This is a genomic window from Nocardiopsis sp. CNT312 (genome assembly GCF_000515115.1).
GTDB lineage: Bacteria > Actinomycetota > Actinomycetes > Streptosporangiales > Streptosporangiaceae > Nocardiopsis.
Genome location: NZ_AZXF01000010.1, coordinates 38173 through 59893 on the forward strand (window position 1 = coordinate 38173; position 21721 = coordinate 59893).

General features: G+C 70.2%; 23 protein-coding genes, 1 tRNA gene and 1 CRISPR repeat array. Of the genes, 4 read left to right on the forward strand and 20 right to left on the reverse strand.

The annotated features are described in order from the left end of the window. Positions 1-31: 31 nt before the first annotated feature. The 18 genes from B042_RS0101935 to B042_RS0102020 form a co-directional block, all read right to left on the reverse strand. Positions 32-850 carry a F0F1 ATP synthase subunit delta gene (locus B042_RS0101935; protein WP_028646813.1) on the reverse strand — a complete coding sequence of 273 codons (819 nt, stop codon included), beginning with the start codon at positions 848-850 and terminating at the stop codon, positions 32-34. Beyond that, positions 850-1398 (reverse strand): F0F1 ATP synthase subunit B, encoded by a 549-nt coding sequence (locus B042_RS0101940; protein WP_036553669.1) that lies wholly within the window; start codon positions 1396-1398, stop codon positions 850-852. Before B042_RS0101940 ends, B042_RS0101935 begins: the two co-directional genes overlap by 1 nt. 27 nt (positions 1399-1425) lie before the next feature. Next, positions 1426-1635, reverse strand: coding sequence for an ATP synthase F0 subunit C (atpE, locus tag B042_RS0101945; RefSeq protein ID WP_028646815.1), 210 nt, complete (start codon positions 1633-1635; stop codon positions 1426-1428). Between the two features lie 110 nt (positions 1636-1745). Continuing rightward, a complete protein-coding gene (gene atpB / locus B042_RS0101950; RefSeq protein ID WP_028646816.1) occupies positions 1746-2603 on the reverse strand; it encodes a F0F1 ATP synthase subunit A in 858 nt (285 codons plus the stop codon). A gap of 93 nt (positions 2604-2696) precedes the next feature. Continuing rightward, positions 2697-2912, reverse strand: a complete 216-nt coding sequence (locus tag B042_RS0101955) for a hypothetical protein (RefSeq protein WP_028646817.1) — start codon at positions 2910-2912, stop codon at positions 2697-2699. Between the two features lie 60 nt (positions 2913-2972). After that, positions 2973-3413: a hypothetical protein gene (locus B042_RS0101960; RefSeq protein WP_028646818.1), complete on the reverse strand. Its 441-nt coding sequence runs from the start codon at positions 3411-3413 to the stop codon at positions 2973-2975. Between the two features lie 224 nt (positions 3414-3637). Continuing rightward, complete coding sequence (locus B042_RS0101965; protein ID WP_028646819.1) at positions 3638-4804, reverse strand: glycosyltransferase family 4 protein; 1167 nt, start codon at positions 4802-4804, stop codon at positions 3638-3640. Between the two features lie 12 nt (positions 4805-4816). Then, the gene (locus B042_RS0101970) at positions 4817-5617 is read right to left on the reverse strand and encodes an L-threonylcarbamoyladenylate synthase (RefSeq protein WP_028646820.1); all 801 of its coding nucleotides are present in this window, start codon (positions 5615-5617) and stop codon (positions 4817-4819) included. 41 nt (positions 5618-5658) lie between these two features. After that, the gene (gene prmC / locus B042_RS0101975) at positions 5659-6522 is read right to left on the reverse strand and encodes a peptide chain release factor N(5)-glutamine methyltransferase (protein WP_028646821.1); all 864 of its coding nucleotides are present in this window, start codon (positions 6520-6522) and stop codon (positions 5659-5661) included. A 17-nt stretch (positions 6523-6539) separates the two neighbouring features. Beyond that, a complete protein-coding gene (gene prfA / locus B042_RS0101980) occupies positions 6540-7610 on the reverse strand; it encodes a peptide chain release factor 1 (RefSeq protein ID WP_028646822.1) in 1071 nt (356 codons plus the stop codon). Positions 7611-7721: 111 nt separating this feature from the next. Further along, positions 7722-7931 carry a 50S ribosomal protein L31 gene (gene rpmE / locus B042_RS0101985; RefSeq protein ID WP_028646823.1) on the reverse strand — a complete coding sequence of 70 codons (210 nt, stop codon included), beginning with the start codon at positions 7929-7931 and terminating at the stop codon, positions 7722-7724. 253 nt (positions 7932-8184) lie between these two features. Then, positions 8185-10170, reverse strand: coding sequence for a transcription termination factor Rho (rho, locus tag B042_RS0101990; protein ID WP_028646824.1), 1986 nt, complete (start codon positions 10168-10170; stop codon positions 8185-8187). A gap of 436 nt (positions 10171-10606) precedes the next feature. Next, a complete protein-coding gene (gene thrB, locus B042_RS0101995; RefSeq protein WP_081748547.1) occupies positions 10607-11566 on the reverse strand; it encodes a homoserine kinase in 960 nt (319 codons plus the stop codon). 25 nt (positions 11567-11591) lie between these two features. Further along, the gene (gene thrC / locus B042_RS0102000; protein ID WP_197024152.1) at positions 11592-12650 is read right to left on the reverse strand and encodes a threonine synthase; all 1059 of its coding nucleotides are present in this window, start codon (positions 12648-12650) and stop codon (positions 11592-11594) included. A gap of 155 nt (positions 12651-12805) precedes the next feature. Next, entirely contained in the window at positions 12806-14092 is a 1287-nt protein-coding gene (locus B042_RS0102005) for a homoserine dehydrogenase (RefSeq protein WP_028646827.1), read from the reverse strand. 64 nt (positions 14093-14156) lie between these two features. Then, positions 14157-15542 carry a diaminopimelate decarboxylase gene (gene lysA / locus B042_RS0102010; protein WP_028646828.1) on the reverse strand — a complete coding sequence of 462 codons (1386 nt, stop codon included), beginning with the start codon at positions 15540-15542 and terminating at the stop codon, positions 14157-14159. Between the two features lie 101 nt (positions 15543-15643). After that, positions 15644-16726: a DALR anticodon-binding domain-containing protein gene (locus tag B042_RS0102015; RefSeq protein ID WP_028646829.1), complete on the reverse strand. Its 1083-nt coding sequence runs from the start codon at positions 16724-16726 to the stop codon at positions 15644-15646. Next, complete coding sequence (locus tag B042_RS0102020; protein WP_028646830.1) at positions 16723-17115, reverse strand: response regulator; 393 nt, start codon at positions 17113-17115, stop codon at positions 16723-16725. The genes B042_RS0102015 and B042_RS0102020 overlap by 4 nt, the downstream gene beginning before the upstream one ends. A gap of 125 nt (positions 17116-17240) precedes the next feature. Here B042_RS0102020 and B042_RS0102025 point away from each other — a divergent pair. Together B042_RS0102025 and B042_RS0102030 are read left to right on the forward strand one after the other, a co-directional pair. After that, positions 17241-17312 (forward strand) — tRNA-Arg (locus B042_RS0102025). Positions 17313-17470: 158 nt separating this feature from the next. Then, positions 17471-18307, forward strand: coding sequence for a phosphoribosylaminoimidazolesuccinocarboxamide synthase (locus tag B042_RS0102030; protein ID WP_028646831.1), 837 nt, complete (start codon positions 17471-17473; stop codon positions 18305-18307). Positions 18308-18340: 33 nt separating this feature from the next. Here the strand turns inward: B042_RS0102030 and B042_RS24205 are convergent, their stop codons facing one another. After that, positions 18341-19384: a DUF6924 domain-containing protein gene (locus tag B042_RS24205; RefSeq protein WP_155988829.1), complete on the reverse strand. Its 1044-nt coding sequence runs from the start codon at positions 19382-19384 to the stop codon at positions 18341-18343. Positions 19385-19464: 80 nt separating this feature from the next. Next, a CRISPR array of direct repeats spans positions 19465-19919; the repeat unit is 27 nt; unit sequence GGTCCATCCCCGCGTGCGCGGGGAGCA. Between the two features lie 116 nt (positions 19920-20035). Continuing rightward, positions 20036-20362, reverse strand: coding sequence for a YciI family protein (locus B042_RS0102040; protein ID WP_028646832.1), 327 nt, complete (start codon positions 20360-20362; stop codon positions 20036-20038). A 191-nt stretch (positions 20363-20553) separates the two neighbouring features. Here B042_RS0102040 and B042_RS25980 point away from each other — a divergent pair, with 191 nt between their 5' ends. Both B042_RS25980 and B042_RS0102055 read left to right on the forward strand, forming a co-directional pair. Next, complete coding sequence (locus B042_RS25980; RefSeq protein WP_197024153.1) at positions 20554-20874, forward strand: hypothetical protein; 321 nt, start codon at positions 20554-20556, stop codon at positions 20872-20874. Between the two features lie 325 nt (positions 20875-21199). Beyond that, positions 21200-21718, forward strand: coding sequence for an LURP-one-related/scramblase family protein (locus B042_RS0102055; protein ID WP_028646833.1), 519 nt, complete (start codon positions 21200-21202; stop codon positions 21716-21718). Positions 21719-21721: the final 3 nt, after the last annotated feature.

Sequence of the window (21721 nt, forward strand, 5' to 3'; positions counted from 1 at the left end):
GTGCGTGCTTGCCTTGCGTTGTCGGCGTGTCTCAGCCGGCCAGGCGGCGCTTGACCTCAGCGATGCGCCCGGCGATCGTGTCGTCGATGACCTCGTCGCCCACCTGGACGGAGAGTCCGCCGATGAGTTCGGGGACCACCTCGATGTTCAGGTGGATGTCGCGGCCGTACTTGCGGCTGAGCGCCGCCCGCAGGCGGTCCTGTTGGGCCTCGCTCGGGAGGTGGGCGGCCCGGACCACGGCGACGAAGTGCTGGGCGCGCTCGGCGACCAATTGGCCGAAGTGGTCGAGCGCCTGTTCCAGGGTACGTCCCCGGGGACGGGTGACCGCCTCTCCGACCAGGACCGACGTGGCGGGGTCGACCTTGCCCGACAGCAGGTCGTCGAGCAGCGAGCGCAGCGTGGCGGCCGGCACGCCCTCACGGGTGAGCGCGGCGCGCAGCTGCGGCTGGGCGGCGACGATCCGCTGGAAGCGGAACAGCTCGTCCTCGACCCCGTCGAGGCGGCCGCCCGCGACGGAGGCCAGGGTCGCGTAGACCCCCATGCGCTCCAGGGCGTCCACCATGTCGCGGGCGGAGGACCAGTCCTGTTGGAGGACGTCGCCCACAACGATCAGCGCGGACGGCGACACCCTCTGCTCCAGGAGCTGACCGGCCAGCGCGGTCTTGCTCTCGGCGGGGGTGGACTGGTCCGCCAGCCAGCGGCGGAGCGAGTGCTCGCCGCTGAGCAGGGCGACGACCTCGAAGAGCTCGCCGCCCAGCGCGAGGGCGCCGCGGGCGTCCACCGACGCCAGGACGTTGGAGTCCAGGCGCCGGGTGACCTCTGCCAGGGAGGTGCGGCTGGTACCACGCATCAGCGCACCTCGGCCTGCGTCGAACCCTCGGACCGCTCCAGCTCCTCCAGGAACCGGTCGACCACGCGGGTCTGCGCGGCACCGTCGGTGAGGGTCTCACCGACGATGCGAGACGCGAGCTCGGTGGACAGGGCACCGATCTCCGCGCGGAGCTGAACGACGGCCTGCTGCCGGTCGGCCTCGATCTGGGCGTGCGCGGAGTCGATGATCCGGCGCGCCTCGACCTGGGCCTCCTCGCGAGCTTCGGCGATGATGGCCGCCTTCTGCTCCTTGGCCTTCTCCAGCTCCTGGGCGTACTCGCGGTGCGCCTCCTCGAGCTTCTCCTTGTACTGCTGGCGGATCTCCGCCGCCTCCGCCTCGGCCTTCTCGGCGCGAGCGATGCCGCCCTCGATCTTGTCGGCACGCTCGTCGAGCGCCTTCGTCAGCCTCGGCCACATCTTGTAGACGACGCCGAGGATGAGCAGGAAGGCGATGGAACCGAAAACGAACTCGTCCCAGTGGATGCTGAGGACGTTGTACTCTTCAGCTGCCAAAATCACGGTTGGCATCCCCTTCGCGTTGAGTTGCCGAGTCGCTTAAACCGCGAAGGCGAGGACGAAGCCCAGGATGGCGAGGGCCTCGATGACGGCGAAGCCGAAGATCATCTGGCCCTGGAGGACGCCGCGGGCCTCGGGCTGGCGGGCGATCGCCTGGACGCCCAGGCCGAAGACGAGACCGACGCCGATGCCGGGGCCGATGGCGGCGAGGCCGTAACCGATGGTGTTGAGGCTACCGGTGATGTCCATACTGATTTTCCCTTTACTACACGCCGGCGACCATGGCTGACGCCGGACTGACGTATGCGAACCGGACGGGGTACGGGGTGCGCTATGGAGCGGGCACGGGGGCCGCGCTCCTAGTGCGCGCCCTCCAGGGCCTCACCGATGTAGATGGAGGACAGGAGGACGAAGACGTAGGCCTGCACCGCCATGATGAACAGCTCGAAGAGCGTGAACACCAGGAAGCCGAGCAGGGCGATTCCGGAGTAGCCCACCGAGATGGCGCCGAAGAGCGGGCCCATCGGGGAGGTGGGGTTGAACATGTAGAATCCGGCGGCCGCGAACAGTGCGAGCAGCAGGTGCCCGGCGAACATGGTCGCGAACAGACGGATCATGTGCGTGGCCGGGCGGATGACGAAGTTCGACAGCGCCTCGATCGGTACGACGATCGGGAGGATCCACCCAGGGACGCCGCCGGGGACCAGGCGGGCCTTGAAGTGGCCGCCCACGCCGTGGCGGCGGATGCCGATGACGTTCCACAGGACGAAGACGAAGATCGCCAGCACCGCGGGGAAGGCCAGGTGGGAGGTGACCGGCAGTTGGAGGCCCGGGATGAGTCCCATGATGTTCATACAGAAGATGAACAGGAACAGGGCGACCATCAGGGGGAGGTACCTGTCCCCCTCCTTGCCGATGGCGTTCCGGGTGACCTGGCCGCGCAGGAACTCGACCAGCATCTCGGCCATGCTCTGGCCCCGGCTCGGGACGACCTTGGCCTTGCGCGTGGTGAAGAACCAGAAGCCCGCCGCGATGAGCAGGGCGACGGCCAGCAGCAGGATGTACTTGCTCAGGCCGTAGGTCCCGGCGAGTCCGAAATCGACCCACGGCTCGGGGAAGAACAGGCTCGGCCCCGGGGCCTCGAAACCGCACCCGAAGTCGTTGAAAATGTGGCAGCCTGGCTCGGACGCCGCGACGACGTTCACGTCAGCACTCACGGCGTTCCCTTTCGTCGTGACGCAACTCAATCCTCAGGGTTGTGATCGGTACGCTCCCGCGTTCAGCGCAGGCAGACGCACCTCGATGTTCGGTCAGGACCGGACGTGCTGGGCGTAGATGAGGTACACGGCGCCGGCGAAACCGACGATCAGACCCACGGGCAGGAACAGGGCGGAGAACCCCAGTGCCCGGTCGGCGACCCAGCCGATGCCGCCCCAGAAGGCCATGCCTCCCAGCAGATACGAGACGAGCGTGGTCCCGTTGGCGTTCGACACCCGCGTGTCGCCGCCGTCGCGGTTCTCTCTCATCTCGCTCCGGAAGATAGCAGTAGGTCGACAGGCTCCGCACGCCGCCCCGTATCCGTGGGCTCACCGGTGTCCACCGGTGGCCGCGGCAGCGGTCTCGTCGGCCTCGCCCTCGGGGACGATGGTCGGCTGCTTGCTCCGCTTGACGGCCACGGCCTGGGCCCCGAGCCACACGATGACGCAGGCGAGCGCCGTCCATCCGAAGACGTCCGTGTCCAGGGCCGTGGTGCCCTTGAACAGGAGGAGGATGGCCAGCAGAATGCCGAGCTTGGTCGTGTAGACCAGGAACGCCACGGGCAGCAGCAGCTCCGGGCGCCGACCGCCGGTCCAGGAGATGACGAACGCCGAGGCGGCGAACGCACCGATGACCAGTGTCAGCCCGAAGAGTGCGCCGAAGAGTCCCTGGGTTCCGGCCAGAGCGAAGCCGACGATCAACGCGACCACGCCGACGACGGCCGTCGGAAGCGCGGCGCCTCGGAGAATCCGGGCGTCGTGTTCCTGCATGACGAAGCTCCGTGGGGTTCGGTGGGATCCTGCTCGTGAAAGCTATCACAAGGTTTTCGGTGCTGGATGCCGGGGTTCCTTAACGGACCCTTAACGCGCCGCGAAGCGTCCCCCGGCGTCGGCTTCGCGGTGCTTTGTCGTCTCGGCCAGACCACCACATGTCCGACCGGCACCGGTCCGCGGCCGGCTTTTCGGAACGCGGGCACCGTCGCGTGACGCCTGGTTCACTCATCAGATACCGAATGGTGATGTCCGGGCCGCTTCGCGGCCTTTCCGAGCCCCCAGGGGAGCAGCCCACGGCGGCGCAGCCGGGGCAGGGCGATGAGACCCACCGCACACACCGCGACTAGCGCCGTGATGGACAACACCATCGCCGCCGACCCGAAGATCGACAGCGACACCGAGGCGAACGCCACGATCCCGGCCCACAGGTACATGAGCAGGACCGCGCGAACGTGGCTGTGCCCCATGTCCAGCAGCCGGTGGTGCAGGTGTCCGCGGTCGGGGGAGAAGGGCGAGCGACCCGCCAGGGTACGCCGCAGCACCGCCAGGACCAGGTCCGCCAAGGGCAGGGCGATCACCAGCAGCGGCAGCAGGATCGGCAGGAACACCACCAGGCCCGAGGAGTTGAACTCCTCACGCGCGGTGTTGGCGTCGAACTGTCCGGTCACCGTGATGGTGATCGAGGTGAGCAGCAGGCCCAGCAGCATCGACCCGGTGTCGCCCATGAACACCCGGGCCGGGTGGAAGTTGTGACAGAGGAAGCCCACGCACGTGCCCGCCAGGATGATCGCGATCATCGCCGGATAGGACTGGCGCACGAACCCCTCCTCCACCGCCACCACGTAGTAGTAGGCGAAGAAGGCCAGAGACGAGATGGCCACGATCCCCGCTGCCAGGCCGTCCAGCCCGTCGGCGAAGTTCACCGCGTTGATCGTGACGACGATGAGCAGGATGGAGATCATCGCCCCCAGCCACGGCCCCAGCGAGAGCTGGGTGCCCGGCAGCGGCAGCCACAGAAGCTGCACGCCGTTAGAGACGAGGATGCCCGCGGCGGCCACCTGGCCCGCGAGCTTGCTGAGGGCGTCCATCCCCCAGCGGTCGTCGATCACACCGATGAGCGTGATGAGCCCGCCCGCCAGGAGCAGCCCCTGCCAGGTGTCGGCGACGAACACGTTCTGCAGGTGGGGAAGCTGCGCGGAGATCAGCAGCGCCGCCGCGAACCCGCCGTAGATGGCCAGCCCGCCCAGGCGCGGGATGGGCTCGGTGTGCACGTCGCGGTCACGGACGGGGGGCGTGGCCCCGAACCGGATCGCCGCGCGCCGCACCAGCGGCACGAGCAGATAGGTCACCGCCGCGGCGATGACGAAGGTGAGCGCGTACTCCCGCACGGCCGGACCCCTCTACTTGTCGGAGCGGTCGCCGTCCCGGGTCGGCTCCGCCTTCTCGGAGGGCTCCGCCTCCCGCCGGTCCGCCTCCGGCGGCACCGACTCCTCCCGCTCCTGTGCGGGCTCCGGAGCCGCGTCACCGGCCTGCGACGCGGGACGGCCCCTGCGCATCTCGCCGATGACCGTGCCGCACACCCCGCGCAGTTGGTCCATCGAGACCGCACCCAGCCTCAGGACGCGCGGCACCGTGTAGGTCAGGTCCACGATGGTGGAGGGGACCGGGTCCTCGCACTCACCGCCGTCGAGGTAGACGGCCACGGCCTCCTCGCCGAGCTGCTCGACCGCCTCCTCCACACGCGTGGCGGCAGGGCGGTCGGTCCTGTTGGCACTGCTCACCGCCATCGGACCGACCTCCTTGAGCAGTTCCAGGGCGACCGGGTCCATCGGCATGCGCACCGCAACGGTGCCCTTGGTGTCGCCCAGGTCCCAGGAGAGGCTGGGGGTGGCGGTGCACACCAGGGTGAGCGGCCCCGGCCAGAACTCGTCCATGAGGTCCCGGCCGAAGTTGCCCAGGTCCTCGATGAGCGCCATGGCGGCCCGCACCGATCCGACCAGGACCGGAGGGGGCTTCTCCCGGCCCCGGCCCTTGGCCGCGAGCAGGCCCGCGACGGCGGTGGGGCTGAAGGCGTCGGTGCCGATCCCGTAGACGGTGTCCGTCGGGAGCACCACGAGATCGCCCCGGCGCACCGCCGACGCGGCGTCGGCGATCCCGTCTCTGCGAGCGGTCTCGTCCGCGCAGTCGTAGGTGCGGCTCACCAGCGTTCACCTCTCATCAAACGTTCGGCAGTGGGGGCGGTTCAGTCGTCCGGTTCGGCCCGGCGCATGACGACGAAGCGGTCGCGCCGGGCCATGTCCTTGCGGTTGAGGACGTCGCGCCACCCGAGGTCCTCGGGGAACAGCCACGGGATATCGATCCCCTGGCCGTCGTGGTGCTCGACCGCCATCGCGCCGCCCGGGCGCAGCAGGCGGCGGCCGACCGCCTCCAGGGAGCGGATCATGTCGAGGCCGTCGTCGCCGGACCACAGTGCCGGCGCCGGGTCGTAGTCGCGCACCTCGGGCGGGATCACCGCAGCCTCGCGGATGGGTACGTAGGGCGGGTTGCTGATCAGCAGGTCGACGCGGCCGTCGAGTTCGGGGAGCGCGGTGCGCATGTCGCCGGCGTGGGGGGTGACCCGGCCGGAGTGGCCGCTGGCCTCGATGTTGCGCCGAGCCCAGTCCAGGGCGACGGGGTCGAGTTCGACAGTGTGCACCCGGGAGCGCGGCACCTCCTGGGCGATGGAGATGGCGATCGCCCCCGATCCGGTGCCCAGGTCGACGACGAGTGGGTCGGCGACGTCCATCGCCCGCAGGGTCTGGATCGCCCAGTCGACCATGATCTCGGTCTCCGGGCGGGGGATGAACACCCCCGGGCCGACCTGGAGTTCCAGGTAGCGGAAGTAGGCGCGGCCGGTGATGTGCTGGAGCGGTTCGCGTGCCTCGCGCCGGGCGACGCACTCCCAGTAGCGGGCGTCGAAATCGCCGTCGTGCACGGTGTGCAGCTCCCCCCGACGGACGCCGTGCACGGACGCGGCGAGCTCCTCCGCGTCCGCGCGGGGCGACGCCACACCCGCCTCAGCGAGCCTCAGCGTCGCGCGGGCCACCTCGTCGAGTAGGAAGTTCATCGTTTGTCGGGCGTCCTTTACGACGACTGCGCGGCTTCGAGCCTCTCCTCGGTGTCGGCGTCCACCAGGGCCTTGACGACCCCGTCCAGTTCGCCGTCCAGGACCTGGTCCAGGTTGTAGGCCTTGTAGCCGACCCTGTGGTCGGAGATGCGGTTCTCCGGGAAGTTGTAGGTGCGCACGCGCTCGGAGCGGTCCACAGTGCGAACCTGGCTCTTGCGCTCGGCCGCGGCCTCGGCGTCGGCGCTGGCCTGGGCCTCGGCGTAGATGCGGGCCCGCAGGATGCGCATGGCCTGCTCCTTGTTCTGGAGCTGGCTCTTCTCGTTCTGGCAGGAGGCCACGATACCGGTCGGCAGGTGGGTGATGCGGACCGCGGAGTCGGTGGTGTTGACGCTCTGGCCGCCGGGCCCGGAGGAGCGGTAGACGTCGACACGCAGGTCCTTCTCCTGGATGTCGACCTCGATCTCCTCGGCCTCGGGGACCACCAGGACGCCTGCGGCGGAGGTGTGGATCCGGCCCTGGGACTCGGTGACGGGCACCCGCTGGACCCGGTGCACACCGCCCTCGAACTTGAGCAGCGGCCACACGCCCGCACCGGGCTCGGGGGTGCCCTTGTTCTTGAAGGCGATGGTGATGTCCTTGTACCCGCCCAGGTCCGAGTGCGTGGAGCTGATGACCTCGGTCCTCCACCCCTGCCGCTCGGCGTAGCGCAGGTACATCCGGACCAGGTCGCCGGCGAACAAGGCCGACTCCTCGCCGCCCTCGCCTGCCTTGACCTCCATGATGAGGTTCTTGTCGTCGGCGGCGTCGCGGGGGACGAGCAGGACGCGCAGCCGCTCGGTGAGGGCCTCGGCGTCCCGTGTCAGGCGGTCGGCCTCCTCGGCGAAGGCGGGGTCCTCGGCGGCCAGCTCGCGGGCGGCGCCGATGTCGTTCTCGACCCCCTTGAGGGAGCGGTAGGCCTCGATGATCGGGGTGAGCTGTGAGTAGCGCTTGCCGAGCGTCCGCGCCCTGTTCTGGTCAGCGTGCACCTCGGGGTCGGCGAGCTGCTGTTCCAGCTCGTAGTACTCCCCCAGAAGGTCGTCCAGCTTCACGTGTGCCACGTCCCCGTCTCGATCGGTTGCCTCGCTCCTGCGGTCCTGGTCCGCGATGCGCCCCTGTGGTGTCGACCCGCGCGTGCCGGCACCACAGGGCGACGGACGGCGCTACTTGCGCTTGCCGAAGCGCTTCTCGAAACGGGCGACCCGGCCACCGGTGTCGAGGATCTTCTGCTTGCCGGTGTAGAACGGGTGGCACGCGGAGCACACGTCGGCGCGCAGCTTGCCCGAGGTGATGGTGCTCCGCGTCACGAACTGGGCACCGCAGGTGCAGGTCACCTCGGTCGGCACGTACTCGGGGTGGATTTCGGCCTTCATGTGTGTCTCCTCGTGAAGGCGGCCGCCGGACGCAGACCCGCCCGCGGATGCGGAAGGGGGGCCGTGCGCGAACCGGTGCCGCGTGGATCCAGGTGGTGGGCGGCGGGCTCCGTCGTCTGACGGGCAGGCCGCTCCCCTACCAGTTTGCCAGACTCACAACGCTGCCGGGACCAGTGCTGTTCCGGCCCCTCACCCGGAGAGCACGCGTCCCCCGCCCGGGCGGGGGACGCGTTCACACGGCAGGCTCCCGGTGTCAGGTGGTCTTCTGCACCTGGAGCAGGAACTCGGCGTTGCTCTTGGACTCCTTCATCTTGTCCAGGAGCAGTTCGATGGCCTGCTGGGTGTCGAGGGCGTGCAGCACCCGGCGGAGCTTCCAGACGATGTTCAGCTCCTCGGCCGACATCAGGATCTCCTCCTTGCGGGTGCTGGAGGCGTCCACGTCGACCGCTGGGAAGATCCGCTTGTCCGCCAGGCCCCGGCTGAGCTTGAGCTCCATGTTGCCGGTGCCCTTGAACTCCTCGAAGATCACCTCGTCGGCGCGTGAACCGGTCTCCACGAGCGCGGTCGCCAGGATGGTGAGCGATCCGCCGCCCTCGATGTTGCGCGCGGCGCCGAAGAAGCGCTTGGGCGGGTACAGCGCGGTGGAGTCCACGCCACCGGACATGATGCGCCCGCTGGCCGGGGCGGCCAGGTTGTAGGCGCGGCCCAGGCGGGTGATCGAGTCCAGGAGGACGACGACGTCCATACCCATCTCCACCAGGCGCTTGGCCCGTTCGATCGCCAGGTCGGCGACGACCGTGTGGTCCTCGGCAGGGCGGTCGAAGGTGGAGTGGATGACCTCGCCCTTGACCGTGCGCTGCATGTCGGTGACTTCCTCGGGCCGCTCGTCGACCAGGATCACCATCAGGTAGCACTCGGGGTTGTTCTCGGTGATGGCGTTGGCGATCGCCTGCATCACCATCGTCTTGCCCGCCTTGGGCGGTGAGACGATGAGCCCGCGCTGGCCCTTGCCGATGGGGGCGACGAGGTCGATGATGCGCGTGGTGAGCACGTTCGACTCGGTCTCCAGGCGCAGCCGCTCCTGGGGGTAGAGCGGAACCAGCTTGGAGAACTCCTGGCGGCCCTTGGCCTGGTCAGGGGACATCCCGTTGACCGAGTCCAGGCGCACCAGGGCGTTGAACTTCTCCCTGCGCTCGCCGTCCTTGGGCTGGCGGACCGCGCCGACGATGTGGTCGCCCTTGCGCAGCCCGTGCTTGCGCACCTGGGCGAGGGAGACGTACACGTCGCTCGACCCGGGCAGGTAGCCGGTGGTGCGCACGAAGGCGTAGTTGTCCAGGATGTCGAGGATGCCCGCGACCGGCAGCAGGACGTCGTCGTCGCCGATCACCGGCTCCTGCTCCTGGCCGCCGCCGCGACCCCGGCGGTCCCGGCGGTCCCGGCGGCGGCCTCTGCGGCGGCCGCCGCCGAAGTCGTCGTCACCGCCACCGCCACCGCCGCGGCCCTGGCTCTGGCCGCCACCGCCCTGCTGGGCGCTGCCGCCCGTGTTCTGGTCGTCGCCGCCGCGGCTGCGGTTGCGACGGTTGCGCTGGCGCTCTCGACCCTGCCCGGACCTGTGATCACGGTCCTCAGAGTTATCGGAGCCGTTCTTCTGGGAGGTACTCGATGTCTTGGTCACGCTGCTCGCGGAGGTAGAAGGGTCGGTGCCGTCCACCGATCGGGGCTGGTCACCGGAGTCGTCACCGCGCTTGCGGGACGAACGGCGGTTCTGGGCCGGCTGCTTGTCGCCCCGGCCACCCTGGGATTCGGCCACGGCCTGGTTCGACGGTCGCTCACCCGCGCCCGTCCGTGCGGAGTCACCGGCGTCCGAGCCCGCGGGGGTTGTGGTCTGGTCCGGACCGCCGGTGGACCCGACCTTACCTGTTGTCGGCTCCGCTTCGGCTTTCTTCGCCGTTTTGGCCCGCACCGGCCCCTCGACGGGGCCGCCCTGCTTCGCTTCGATCGCGGCGATCACGTCGCTCTTGCGCATGCGCCCCGTGCCGGTGATGCCCATGCTCGACGCGAGCTTTTGCAGCTCGGGCAGCCTCTGGGCGGCGAGCCCGGTCCCGCGCGCGGCCGCTCGGGACCGCGACGACGGCGGTGCCTCCGAAGGCGGCGAGCCGTCGGCCTCCGTTCCGGAGGCGCCGGTGGTGGTTGCGCTGTCGACCGCCGCGTCCGTGTGGAGATCGGTGGTGTCGCTCACTAAGGGTCCTTCCCAAGGAGCGGGCTTCGGCCGTCAGCGGGTGCTGTGACGGCCGGCCCGGTGTTGCGAACCGGCAGGGCCGGGTAGGGCGTGCCCCACGTGGATGTTGGAAACCGACGGCTCGACGGCCCCCCACCCGATCGCGGCGTGCTGAGTACAGCCAGACGTCAGGACGGATGGCTTGGTGGTGATGCCCGTCAACCGCGGTACCCGCTCATCCGGGGAGGGGTTGGCTTCGGTGACGTGGGCACAGTCGCGGGAGATCCGCGGAATCGACACATCGACCACCGCTTCCGGACGGTCGTGGGACCGACGGCCGGAACGAACGTTCACGGAGGCCGCTGTGGCGGATGAACACTCGCCCCGCGGGCGGGGCGCCTGGTGCTTCACCTAGCCTAACATCACCGGAGGCCACGGCTATTCCTCAACACAGGTGCTACGAATGGGGAGATGGGGTCCGCACCCCCGCCGGCTCGATCTGCAAGGGGCGTACGTCCCAATCATTACCCGCACTACGGCGGATCAAATCAATGTGCCGCAGGATTTCCGGTGAATCGGTATCCGCGTGCCCCTCCTTCACCGTGCAGAACACGAGCACCGTGGGTCCGGCGCCAGAGACGACGGCGGGCAGGCCCGCGTCGCGCAACCGGCCGACCAGGTCCAGGGTCCGGGGCATCGCGGCCTCCCGGTAGGGCTGGTGCAGCCGGTCCTCCGTCGCCGGGTACAGGGCCTCCGGGCGTCCGCACACCGCCGCCGTCAGGAGGGCGGCGCGTCCGGCACCGAAGGCCGCGTCGGCATGGGGGACCGTGTCCGGGATCAGCCCCCGCGCGCGTTCGGTGGACAGGCGCCAGCCGGGAACGCACAGCACCGGCAGGATCCTCGGATCCGGGGCGAGGGAGAGGGCCCCCCACCCTTCGGAGTCCCGGTAGGCGACGGTGTAGCCGCCGTACACGCAGGGTGCCACGTTGTCCGGGTGGCCCTCGACGTCCGCGGCGATCCGGTAGATCCAGTCCCGGTCCGGACCGCCGTCGGGCCCGGTCCGCCCCAGCAGGGCGGCGGCCGCCGCCACACCGCCGACGATCGCCGAGGAGGACGATCCGAGGCCACGGGCGTGCGGCACGCCGTTCTCACACGACAAGTCGAGGCCGGGCGGCCGCTCCCCGGCGCGTTCGAACGCCTCGCGCAGGGCGCGCACGACGAGGTGGCGCCCGTCGAGGGGCACCTCCCCAGCGCCCTGCCCGCCGACCTCAACACGGACCCGGCCGTCGTCGCGCACGGCGACGTCGAACCGGTTGTACAGCCCTACCGCGAGCCCGAGGGCGTCATAGCCCGGGCCGAGGTTGGCGCTGGTCGCGGGTGCCCGGACGGACACCCGCGAGGGGCGCTGTGGGGTCATGGCGCTCTTCCTAGTCCAACGGGGGTCAGGCCAGGTCCAGGGCCTGGGCCGCGGCGCGGGCGTCGACCGGGACCGTGGTGGCCGCGGCGGCCCCGGCCAGGGCCCAGTCCGGGTCCTTGAGTCCGTTGCCGGTGACGGTGCAGACCACACGGCTGCCGCGCTCCACGAGTCCGGCCTCGGCGGCCTGGAGGAGACCGGCGACGCTGGCGGCGGAGGCGAGTTCGACGAACACGCCCTCCTCCGCGGCCAGGAGCCGGTAGGCGGCCATGATCTGGCGGTCGGTCACCTTGTCGATGAGGCCGCCGGAGTCGTCCCTGGCCTGCTCGGCGAACTTCCAGGAGGCCGGGTTCCCGATGCGGATGGCCGTGGCGATCGTGCTCGGCCCGGTGACGGGGGCACCGTCGACGATCGGCGCCGCGCCGCTGGCCTGGAAGCCGAACATGCGCGGGGAACGGGTGGAGATCCCGTCTTTGGCGTACTCGGTGTAGCCCATCCAGTAGGCGGTGATGTTGCCCGCGTTGCCCACCGGGACGCAGTGGATGTCGGGGGCGTCGCCGAGGGCGTCCACGATCTCGAAGGCCGCGGTCTTCTGCCCCTGGAGGCGGTACGGGTTGACCGAGTTCACCAGGGCGACCGGGTAGTCGACGCTGAGCTTGCGGGCGAGTTCGAGGCAGTCGTCGAAGTTGCCGTCCACCTGGAGCAGGCGGGCGCCGTGCACCAGTGCCTGGGCGAGCTTGCCCATGGCGATCTTGCCCTGGGGCACCAGCACCGCGCAGGCCATGCCCGCGCGGATGGCGTAGGCGGCGGCGCTGGCGCTGGTGTTGCCGGTGGAGGCGCAGATGACGGCCTTGGCACCGTCCTCGGCCGCCTTGGTGATGGCCATGGTCATCCCCCGGTCCTTGAAGGAGCCCGTGGGGTTGAGCCCCTCGACCTTGAGGAAGACCTCGCAGCCCGTCAGCTCGGACACGCGCGTGGCCGGGAGCAGGGGGGTCCCCCCCTCCTGGAGGGTGACGACCGGGGTGTTCTCGTTGACGGGGAGGCGGTCGCGGTACTCCTCGACGACCCCTCGCCACGCCCGTGCCATGCTCACGAGTGTGTCCTTTTCGGGTGAATGCGATTTCGCTTGACGCGCGGATGGGCGGGCGGTCGACCGCCCCACCTGGTGCGAGTCTAGGGCCCCGGCCGGGGTCGGCCGTATCACGGGCCCGCGGTCGGGGTGCGGCGACCGTCCGGGGCGGGTCAGTCGGCGAAGGTCTCCACGCGCATGACGCTGGCGACCTCGCGGACCAGCTCGTGCTCGCGCAGCCGTTCGACCGTGCTGCTCAGCGCGGCGTCCGGCGCCGGATGGCTGACCAGCACGAGCTGGGCGTCCTCGCCGCTGCCCTCCTGGCGCACGTTCTTGATGGACACCCCGTGGTCGGCGAAGACCTCGGCCACCTTCGAGAGCACGCCGGGCCGGTCGGCCACGTCCAGAGCGACATGGTAGCTGGTGATGGTGTGACCCATGTCATGCACCGGCAGACCGGTGTCGTGCGCCCCCTCGGCCACGAAGGTGCCCGCGAGGCGGTTGCGCGCCACGGCGACCACGTCGCCCAGGACCGCGCTGGCGGTGGGGGTGCCCCCGGCGCCAGCTCCGTAGAACATCAGCCGCCCGGCCGACTCGGCCTCCACGAAGACCGCGTTGTAGGCCTCCTTGACCCCGGCCAGCGGGTGTTCGACCGGCAGCATCACCGGGTGGACGCGCACCCCCACCGAGGCCCCGTCCTGCGAACGCTGGCAGATCGCCAGGAGCTTGACCACACAGCCCATGTCGCGCGCGCTGGCGATGTCGGCCGCCGACACCGAGGTGATCCCCTCGCGGTGCACGTCGGCCGCGGTGACGCGCTGCGTGTGGAACGCCAGCCGGGCCAGGATCGCCGCCTTCGCGGCGGCGTCGAAGCCCTCCACATCGGCGGTGGGGTCGGCCTCCGCGTACCCCAGCGCCTGGGCCTCCTCCAGGGACTCGGTGAACCCCGAGCCCAGGGAGTCCATACGGTCCAAGACGTAGTTGGTCGTGCCGTTGACGATGCCCAGCACCCGGTTGACGCGGTCGCCCGCCAGCGAGTCGCGCAGCGGACGCAGCAGCGGGATCGTCCCCGCCACGGAGGCCTCGTAGTACAGGTCCACCCCGGCCTCGCGGGCCGCGGCGTGCAGCGTCTGGCCGTCCTCCGCCAGCAGCGCCTTGTTCGCGGTCACCACGGACTTGCCGGCCTTGATCGCGGCGAGGATGAGCGAGCGGGCCGGTTCGATCCCGCCGATCACCTCCACCACGACGTCGATGTCGGGCCGGGTCACCAGGGACATGGCGTCGGTGGTCAGCAGCGCCGGATCGACACCGCGGTCCCGTTCCATGCGCCGCACGGCGATCCCGCCGATCTCGATCGGCGTGCCCAGCCGCGCGGCCAGCTCATCAGACTGCTCCTCGATCAGGCGGACGGCCTCCGCACCCACCACGCCGCATCCGAGCAGCGCCACCTTCATCGCCATTGGGGCCCGACTCCAGTTCTCTCGTCTCCTACCACCACACGGTGCGCCTGTGCCCAGCGCCGGTTCAGCCTACGTCCAGACGCAGGAGGTCCTCCTCCGTCTCCCTGCGGACGATGGTCCTCGCCCGCCCCTCCCGGACCGCCACCATGGCGGGGCGGGGCAGGTGGTTGTAGTTGCTCGCCATGGAGTAGCAGTAGGCGCCGGTGGCGGCGACCGCCACCAGGTCGCCCGGCCTCAGGTCGGCCGGCAGGTAGAGGTCGTGCACGATGATGTCACCGCTCTCGCAGTGCTTGCCGACCAGGCGGGAGAGCATCGGCTCGGCACCGCTCTCCCGGGAGACCATCTGGCTGGTGTACTCGGACCCATAGAGCGCGGTGCGGATGTTGTCGCTCATGCCGCCGTCGACGCTCACATAGGTGCGGATGCCCTCGACGTCCTTGACCGTACCCACCTCGTAGAGGGTGATCCCGGCCGGACCGGCGATGGCGCGCCCGGGTTCGACGGCGATGCGGGGCATGGGCAGACCGCCCTCCTCGCACTCGCGGCGCACGATGGCGGTGAGGCTCTCGGCGATGCTCTTGGTGTCCAGCGGGTCGTCCCCGGAGGTGTAGGCGATGCCCAGGCCGCCACCGAGGTCGAGTTCGTCGAGGGTGACCCCCAGCTCCTGGTGGATCCCACTGAGGAAGCGGGCCACCCGGCGGGCGGCGACCTCGAAGCCGGAGGTGTCGAAGATCTGCGAGCCGATGTGCGAGTGCAGGCCGACCAGCTCCAGATGGGGCGCGTCGAGCACCGCGCGGACGGCTCCGCCGGCGGCACCCGTGCTCAGCGCGAAGCCGAACTTCTGGTCATCGTGCGCGGTGGCGACGAACTCGTGGGTATGGGCCTCCACCCCGGTGGTGACCCGGATGAGCACCCTGGGACGGCGGTCGAGCCCGGCCGCTACGGCCTCCAGCCGCTCGATCTCGTCGAAGGAGTCGATGATGATCCGCCCGACACCGGCCTCGACCGCGCGGTGCAGCTCCCGCTCGGACTTGTTGTTGCCGTGCATGCCGATGCGCTCCACCGGGACGCCCGCCGCCAGGGCGACCGCGAGCTCGCCGCCGGAGCACACGTCGAGCTTGAGCCCTTCCTCGACCACCCAGCGGGCGACGGCCTTGTTCAGCAGTGCCTTGCCCGCGTAGTAGACGTCGGCGTCGGCAAAGGCCTGGCTGAAGTCACGGGCGCGCCTGCGGAAGTCCTCCTCGTCCATGACGAAGAGCGGCGTCCCGTGGGCGGCGGCGAGTTCGCGCACACCGATACCGCCGACGCTGACCTCACCGCCGTCGCGGCGCGCGGTGGCGGGCCACACCCGCGGGTCGAGGGCGTTGAGGTCCTCGGGGGGCATCGGCGGGTTGTCCTCGGGCAGGATCTCCGCGTGGCGGGATCCGGCGGGGTGGGCGTAGCGGCTCATGGCGGACTTTCGACTGGGATACGGCTTGTACTGGGGCTGGCCTGCCCGTCACCGCTGTGGCGCGGGGGTCGGCACCGCCCGTGCGCGGGCGGCCCGGATGTCTACAGCCTCGTGGGTGCCGACACGCCGAGCAGGAAGAGCCCGGTGCGGAGGGTCCCGGCGACGGCGGCTGGCAGCGCCGGGTCCGGGGCGTCCTCCGCCGGGTCGGTTCCGGCTGCGGGACAGGACCACCACTCATCGTAGGCACGGGCCAGTGCTTCCAGGTATCTGACCAGGATATGGGGTTCCTCTCGGCGCGCGGCGGCGTCCACCGCGCTGGTCCCGTCGAACAGCAGCCCCCGCACCGCGGCGGCGTGCCCGGCGCAGGCGCTGCGGGCGGGCGCCCCCTCCGCCCTCCAGCGGACCCGGCTCACCGCGTGCGCGTGGACCCTGCGCAGCAGGAAGGCGGGGTTGTCGTCGGTCAGCCGCACCCACGCGCCGGGGTGCTCAGCGGAGGGCAGCACGGGCAGGCCGTTGCCGGTGGTCTCGGTCTCCCTGGGGCGTTCGGGGACCGAGCGGCAGAACGCGATCCGGGCGGCGGCCTCCCCGATCGTCCCGAGCACGCGCGTGGCGGGGGTGGGCGGCTCCACGGCCGCGCCGTCGAGGTAGGGGTCGCGCCAGAGGACCTCGGCGTCCCCGGGACCGGGCGGCGGGGCCGGTCCGTCCACGGCCGCGGTGAGCCGCAGCCGGGCGTCCGCCCTGGCCAGGCGGCGCGCCTGGGCCACCGGTCCGGCCTCGTGCAGGGGGGAGAGCGGCCACCGGCCCGCCCCGTCCCAGGGGCGTCCGGTGAGGAAGCGGGGACCGTCGGCGGCGGCGGCGAGCAGCGCGGCGCGCTGCTCGGCGGTGAACACGGCGCTGACGAACCCGCGCGCGTCAGCGACGGCCGCCACCGAGTCGACCCGGCCTTCCTCACGCATCGCGCCCAGGCGGGCCGCGATCCGCTCCGCCGCCCTCATGCCGGGTTCCGGCCCGCGGCCGCGTTCCCCCGCCAGGTGGGCCAGCCTCGGCGGCAGCGCGCTCGCCGCGTCGGCTCCGTCGGCGGCACCGGTGCCGCGCGGCCACACCAGGGGGATGTCGCCGGGTTCCAGGGAGAGCGCCTCGGCGGCGGCCCGGCGCACCAGGGATTCGAGCAGCCAGGGGGTCACGGCGCTTCCCCGCCTCCGCCGACGAGGTCGCGGATGAGGTCGACCAGGGCGTCGGGGTCGAAGGGCTTGGTGACGTAGGCGTCGACGCCGAGATGCTCGCCCCGCAGCCGGTCGTCCTCCTGTGCCCGGGCCGTCACCAGGACGATGCGGCAGTCGCGCCGGGCCCGGTCCGCGCGCAGGCGCTCGACCGCGGTCCAGCCGTCGACGCGCGGCATCATGACGTCGAGGGTGACGATGTGGGGGTCGATGTACCCGACCCGGTCGAGGCAGTCCTGCCCATCGACCGCGGTGAAGACCTCGAACCCCTCCAATTCGAGGTTGAGGCGGATGAGTTCCCGGATCACCTCGTCGTCCTCGACGACGAGAACCCGTACGGGTAGGGCGTTCACGGACGCGACACTATCCCCGTGGGGCGACGGTGCACCAGCGGGAGACGGCGATCCGCGGCCCGGAGCGCCGTTTTCCCGTTGGACGAAGCGCGCGGGGCCCCTGCTAGAGTTGTTCTCGCGAACGGGCCCCCTTAGCTCAGGGGATAGAGCAACGGCCTCCGGAGCCGTGTGCGCAGGTTCGAATCCTGCAGGGGGCACTCCACACGGACCAGCACCACAGCAGTGCTGACCAAGCGATATGGCGCCCTTCGGGGCGCCTTTCGTGTGTCGGGTCGCATGACCTTCCCTCGTGTCTCCCGAGCTTGCGCGGTCAGGCTGTGGTCAGGGCGCAGAAGACACAAAGGGTGGAAACCACATGGAACTGGTGCACTCCGGCAAGGTCCGGGACGTCTATGCCGACGGCGACGACCTCATCCTGGTCGCCTCGGACCGGGTCAGCGTCTACGACGTCGTCCTACCCACCCCCGTCCCGGACAAGGGCAAGGTCCTCACCCAGCTCTCCTTGTGGTGGTTCGACCAGCTCAGCGACATCATCCCCCACCACGTCGTCTCCGCCACCGACGTCCCCGCCGAGTGGGCCGGACGCGCCGTGCGCTGCCGCAGGCTCACCATGCTCCCGGTGGAGTGGATCGCCCGCGGCTATCTCGCCGGCCTGGGCCTGAAGGAGTACCAGAAGCAGGGCACCGTCTCCGGCGTCCCCCTGCCCCCGGGCCTGGTGGAGGCCTCCAAACTCCCCGAGCCGATCTTCACACCCACCACCAAGGCCACCGAGGGACACGACGAGTTCATCACCTTCGACGACGTCGTCGAGGAGATCGGCCGTGAGACCGCCGACCGGCTGCGCGAGACCACCCTGGAGATCTACACGCGGGGTGCCCAGATCGCTGCCGAACGCGGCATCGTCATCGCCGACACCAAGCTGGAGTTCGGCCGAGCCGCCGACGGCACGCTCATGCTCGCCGACGAGGTGCTGACATCGGACTCCTCCCGGTTCTGGCCCGCCGCCGACTGGGAGCCCGGACGGCCCCAGCACGCCTTCGACAAGCAGTTCGTCCGCGACTGGTCCAGCAGCGTCCCCGGCTGGGACCGCACACCCCCCGGCCCGGAGATCCCCGACGAGGTCGTCCAGATCACCCGCGCCCGCTACATCGAGGCCTACGAGCGCATCACCGGCCAGACCTTCCGACCCTGACCCGGGCCCGCTCCCCGCGGGGAGCGGGCGGCTTCACAGAACGTCGCGCCCGGGTTCGTGCTCCACATCCCAGTACTGGATGAATCCCTCACCGCAGTCGAATTCATAGAAGTCCATGTTGGCGGCGGAGAGGTTGTTCTCAATCGCCTGGATCGCGCCCGGCGCGGCGCGGAAGGACTTTCCGGGCTGTTCGCACAGGTCCACCACCAGCAGCGGATGCCGGGGGTCGCGCATGGTCAGCTCATCCGCGACCATCAGGAACGAGTGGGACTCACAGGGTGTCAGGGCCATGAGCTGTTCAAAGGTCAGACCGCTGTGGCTGGTGTCGTCCACTGTGTCAACGTAGGCCTGGGGCGCGTCCGGGTCGTCCTCGGGCGGTTCAGCACCCTCGTCGAAGACGGGAAATCGCACAGCCTCGATGACCGTGTTCCATACCTCGTCGTCACCGTGATGAGTACGTACGACCAGCGGGTTCTCGCTCACGGGGAGCCGAGACGGACGTCCTGTGCAGGGGCGATAGCGGGGAGGGGCGGACAGCAGGTCCAATTCGGCGCCGAACACCTGGTCGGGCTCCCGGGGCGGTGCGGCCCTGTCGGCACCCAGCACTACCGTCCCGGAGGAGAGCACCAGGTAGAGCATCGCCGCCTGTCGGGTTCCGATCCGCATCACACTCTCGCAGGGGAGGAAAGGTTCCTCTCGTGACTCGTTGCCCTCGGGAAAGGGCATGAAGGCGAGGAGGGGGCGGTGCACGGGATCGTCCATCGTGCGGCCGTCGGCCAGCAGCACCAGTTCCGGGCGCCAGGGGCCGGCCTGTTCCCATGCCGAGGCGATCTCGGCGATGGTGGCGTCCCGCCAGGCGGGATCGTCGACCAGGAACAAGATCCTGTCCTCCCGCGTGTGGGCGATCCCGTCGTCCCCACCCTGGGGGGACGGATACACACCGGGCAGGTCGATCAGGTGCGCAAGGGTGTTCCGCCACGCGTCCTGATCGTCGAAGGCCGTGCGCACCACCAGGAGGCCCGGGAGTGCCTCCTCGCTCGTGCCAGGGAAGGGAGGGGGCAGCGGGGGACGTCGCATGGGAGGCACCTCGTACGTGGAGGGGCGGGACTGTCCACATGGATATCAGGAGCCCGCGACAAAGCCATCGATTCCGGTCATGGCCCACCCCCGCGTGCGCGGGGAGCAGCGCTTCTTCGGGTCGGTGTTGGCTTGAAGGAAGGGTCCATCCCCGCGTGCGCGGGGAGCAGTTCGCGGCGTCCTGGATGCAGCCGCGCAGCGCGGGTCCATCCCCGCGTGCGCGGGGAGCAGAGAGACACCGCATGACGAAGCGTCGCGGCCAAGGGTCCATCCCCGCGTGCGCGGGGAGCAGCGCCGGGCGTGGCCGATCTTGAAGCTGCGCAGAGGTCCATCCCCGCGTGCGCGGGGAGCAGAGCGCCTACAGGAACGGGGTGAGAGCGACAATGGGTCCATCCCCGCGTGCGCGGGGAGCAAGTCGAGAACGCGTCTGCCAATACTGCATAACAGGGTCCATCCCCGCGTGCGCGGGGAGCAATGAGCAGAACCTTAATCGGCTCAGTGGCATTAGGGTCCATCCCCGCGTGCGCGGGGAGCAACCTTTCTGAGCTGCAATTCTATCCGCGTGCACCCCTCGAATATGCAAGTTGCCGAGAAACAGACATCTCACACATTTACATCCTCCATGCGTCATAAGACCCAAACGTTTTACGGCTATGCCCGCAACGGCCAGACCTCGACCACGCCCTGGGCGACCGCGCACGGGGTCTTCGACACGAGCTCGGCGGCCTCCTCGACGGTCGCGGCCTCGATGACCGTGAACCCGGCCACCGGAAGCGCCGAGGACATGAAGGGGCCGTGCCCCACCGTGATACCAGCGCCGCCGTGGTTGCTCACCTGCACAGGCGCTTCGGCGACGCCCATGAGGGCCCCGGCCTCACACAGGCGGGCGTCGTGCGCGTGTGCCTCGTCCCGGACCACCGCGTCAGTGCGGTCGTAGCCGTCCCGGTCCCCGTATCCGATGGCGATGAACTTCGCCATGACAGAACCTCCCTCTCGCTCGCGAGAAGCACCCACGGACACACCCCCGAGCGCGCACCACAGCACTTCCCTACCCTGATTTCGCTACTGTGTTCGATTAAGACAGTAGCGGAGCGGAGACGGCCTGTCAGGAGAACCGGCGAACTTCAGCCGACTTTCCCGATCAGCCGCCCAAAGGGAAGACGAGCGGCATGCACCTCACGCGTGCGGGCTCAGGCGATCCCCAGCAGCCGCCGGACACCGGGCCAGACCTCGTCCAGCAGACCCGGGTCGTCGCGCACCCGGGCCAACAGCACAGCACCCTCGATCTGGGCGACCACCGAGCGGGCGAGGGCGTGCACTGCGCGCCCCTCCCCGACCACACCCGCTCCCACGCCTCGGCGATGGGGCGGGAGGACCGGCTCAACCTGTGGTCGGGGCAGGCCGCCGCGCTGGCCTCCGGGGCGGGTGCCGGGCCGTACCTGGCAGCGCTCGTGGCGGAGGCGGAGAAGGCGCTCGGCACTCCGCTGTAAGCGCCCGGGGCCGGGGTCCGATCCTCACGGCCCCCTCGGATCCGTGCGTTTTCGGGAAGGAGGACCTCCCATGCGTCTCTGACGTTTCCCTCTGCTCTCCGCAGCCCGGTCGACGAAGGCCGTTCGAAGAGCGCGAGCGCTTCCACCGGGAAGGACGGCGGACTCCAGGAGGACAGCCGGACCGTTACACCTTGACTCCGCCACGTGACCGGGCGCTCTGGAAGATCACTGGTGCTTCCCGGAAACCAGGAGAAGCCGCACCGTTTTCAACGGATTTGTCGGCTGGCTCTGGTGCGGTGTCCCCGGGTGCCCTAGCGTTCGTTTCATGAAATTCCTGGTACGTGAACGCATCTTCGACATCGGTGACGACTACTGGGTCCTCGACGAGAACGACGAGAAGGTCTACCTCGTCGACGGCAAGGCCCTGCGGCTGCGCACGACCTTCGAGCTCAAGGACACCGAGGGCGAGGTCCTGGCGACCATCCGCGAGAAGATGTTCAAGATCCGCGACACGGTGCACATCAAGCGCGAGAACGGCCCCTCCGCCACCGTGCGCGAGCGCCTGTTCGACCCCCTGCGCGAGAAACTCGTGGTGGAGGTCGACGACGCCCCCGACTGGGAGATCACCGGCGACTTCCTCGGCAAGGAGTACGTGATCAGCGACGAGAACGGCACGGTCGCCCACATCTCGCGCAAGCTGCTCACGGTCGTCCGCGACACCTACGCGGTGGACGTCAACACCCACCGCGACGACGTCGGCGGCGACCCCGCCCTGGTGATCTCCGTGGCGGTGGCCGTCGACGCCCTGACCAAGGACGACAAGGAGGACGACGGGGAGGAGTGACCT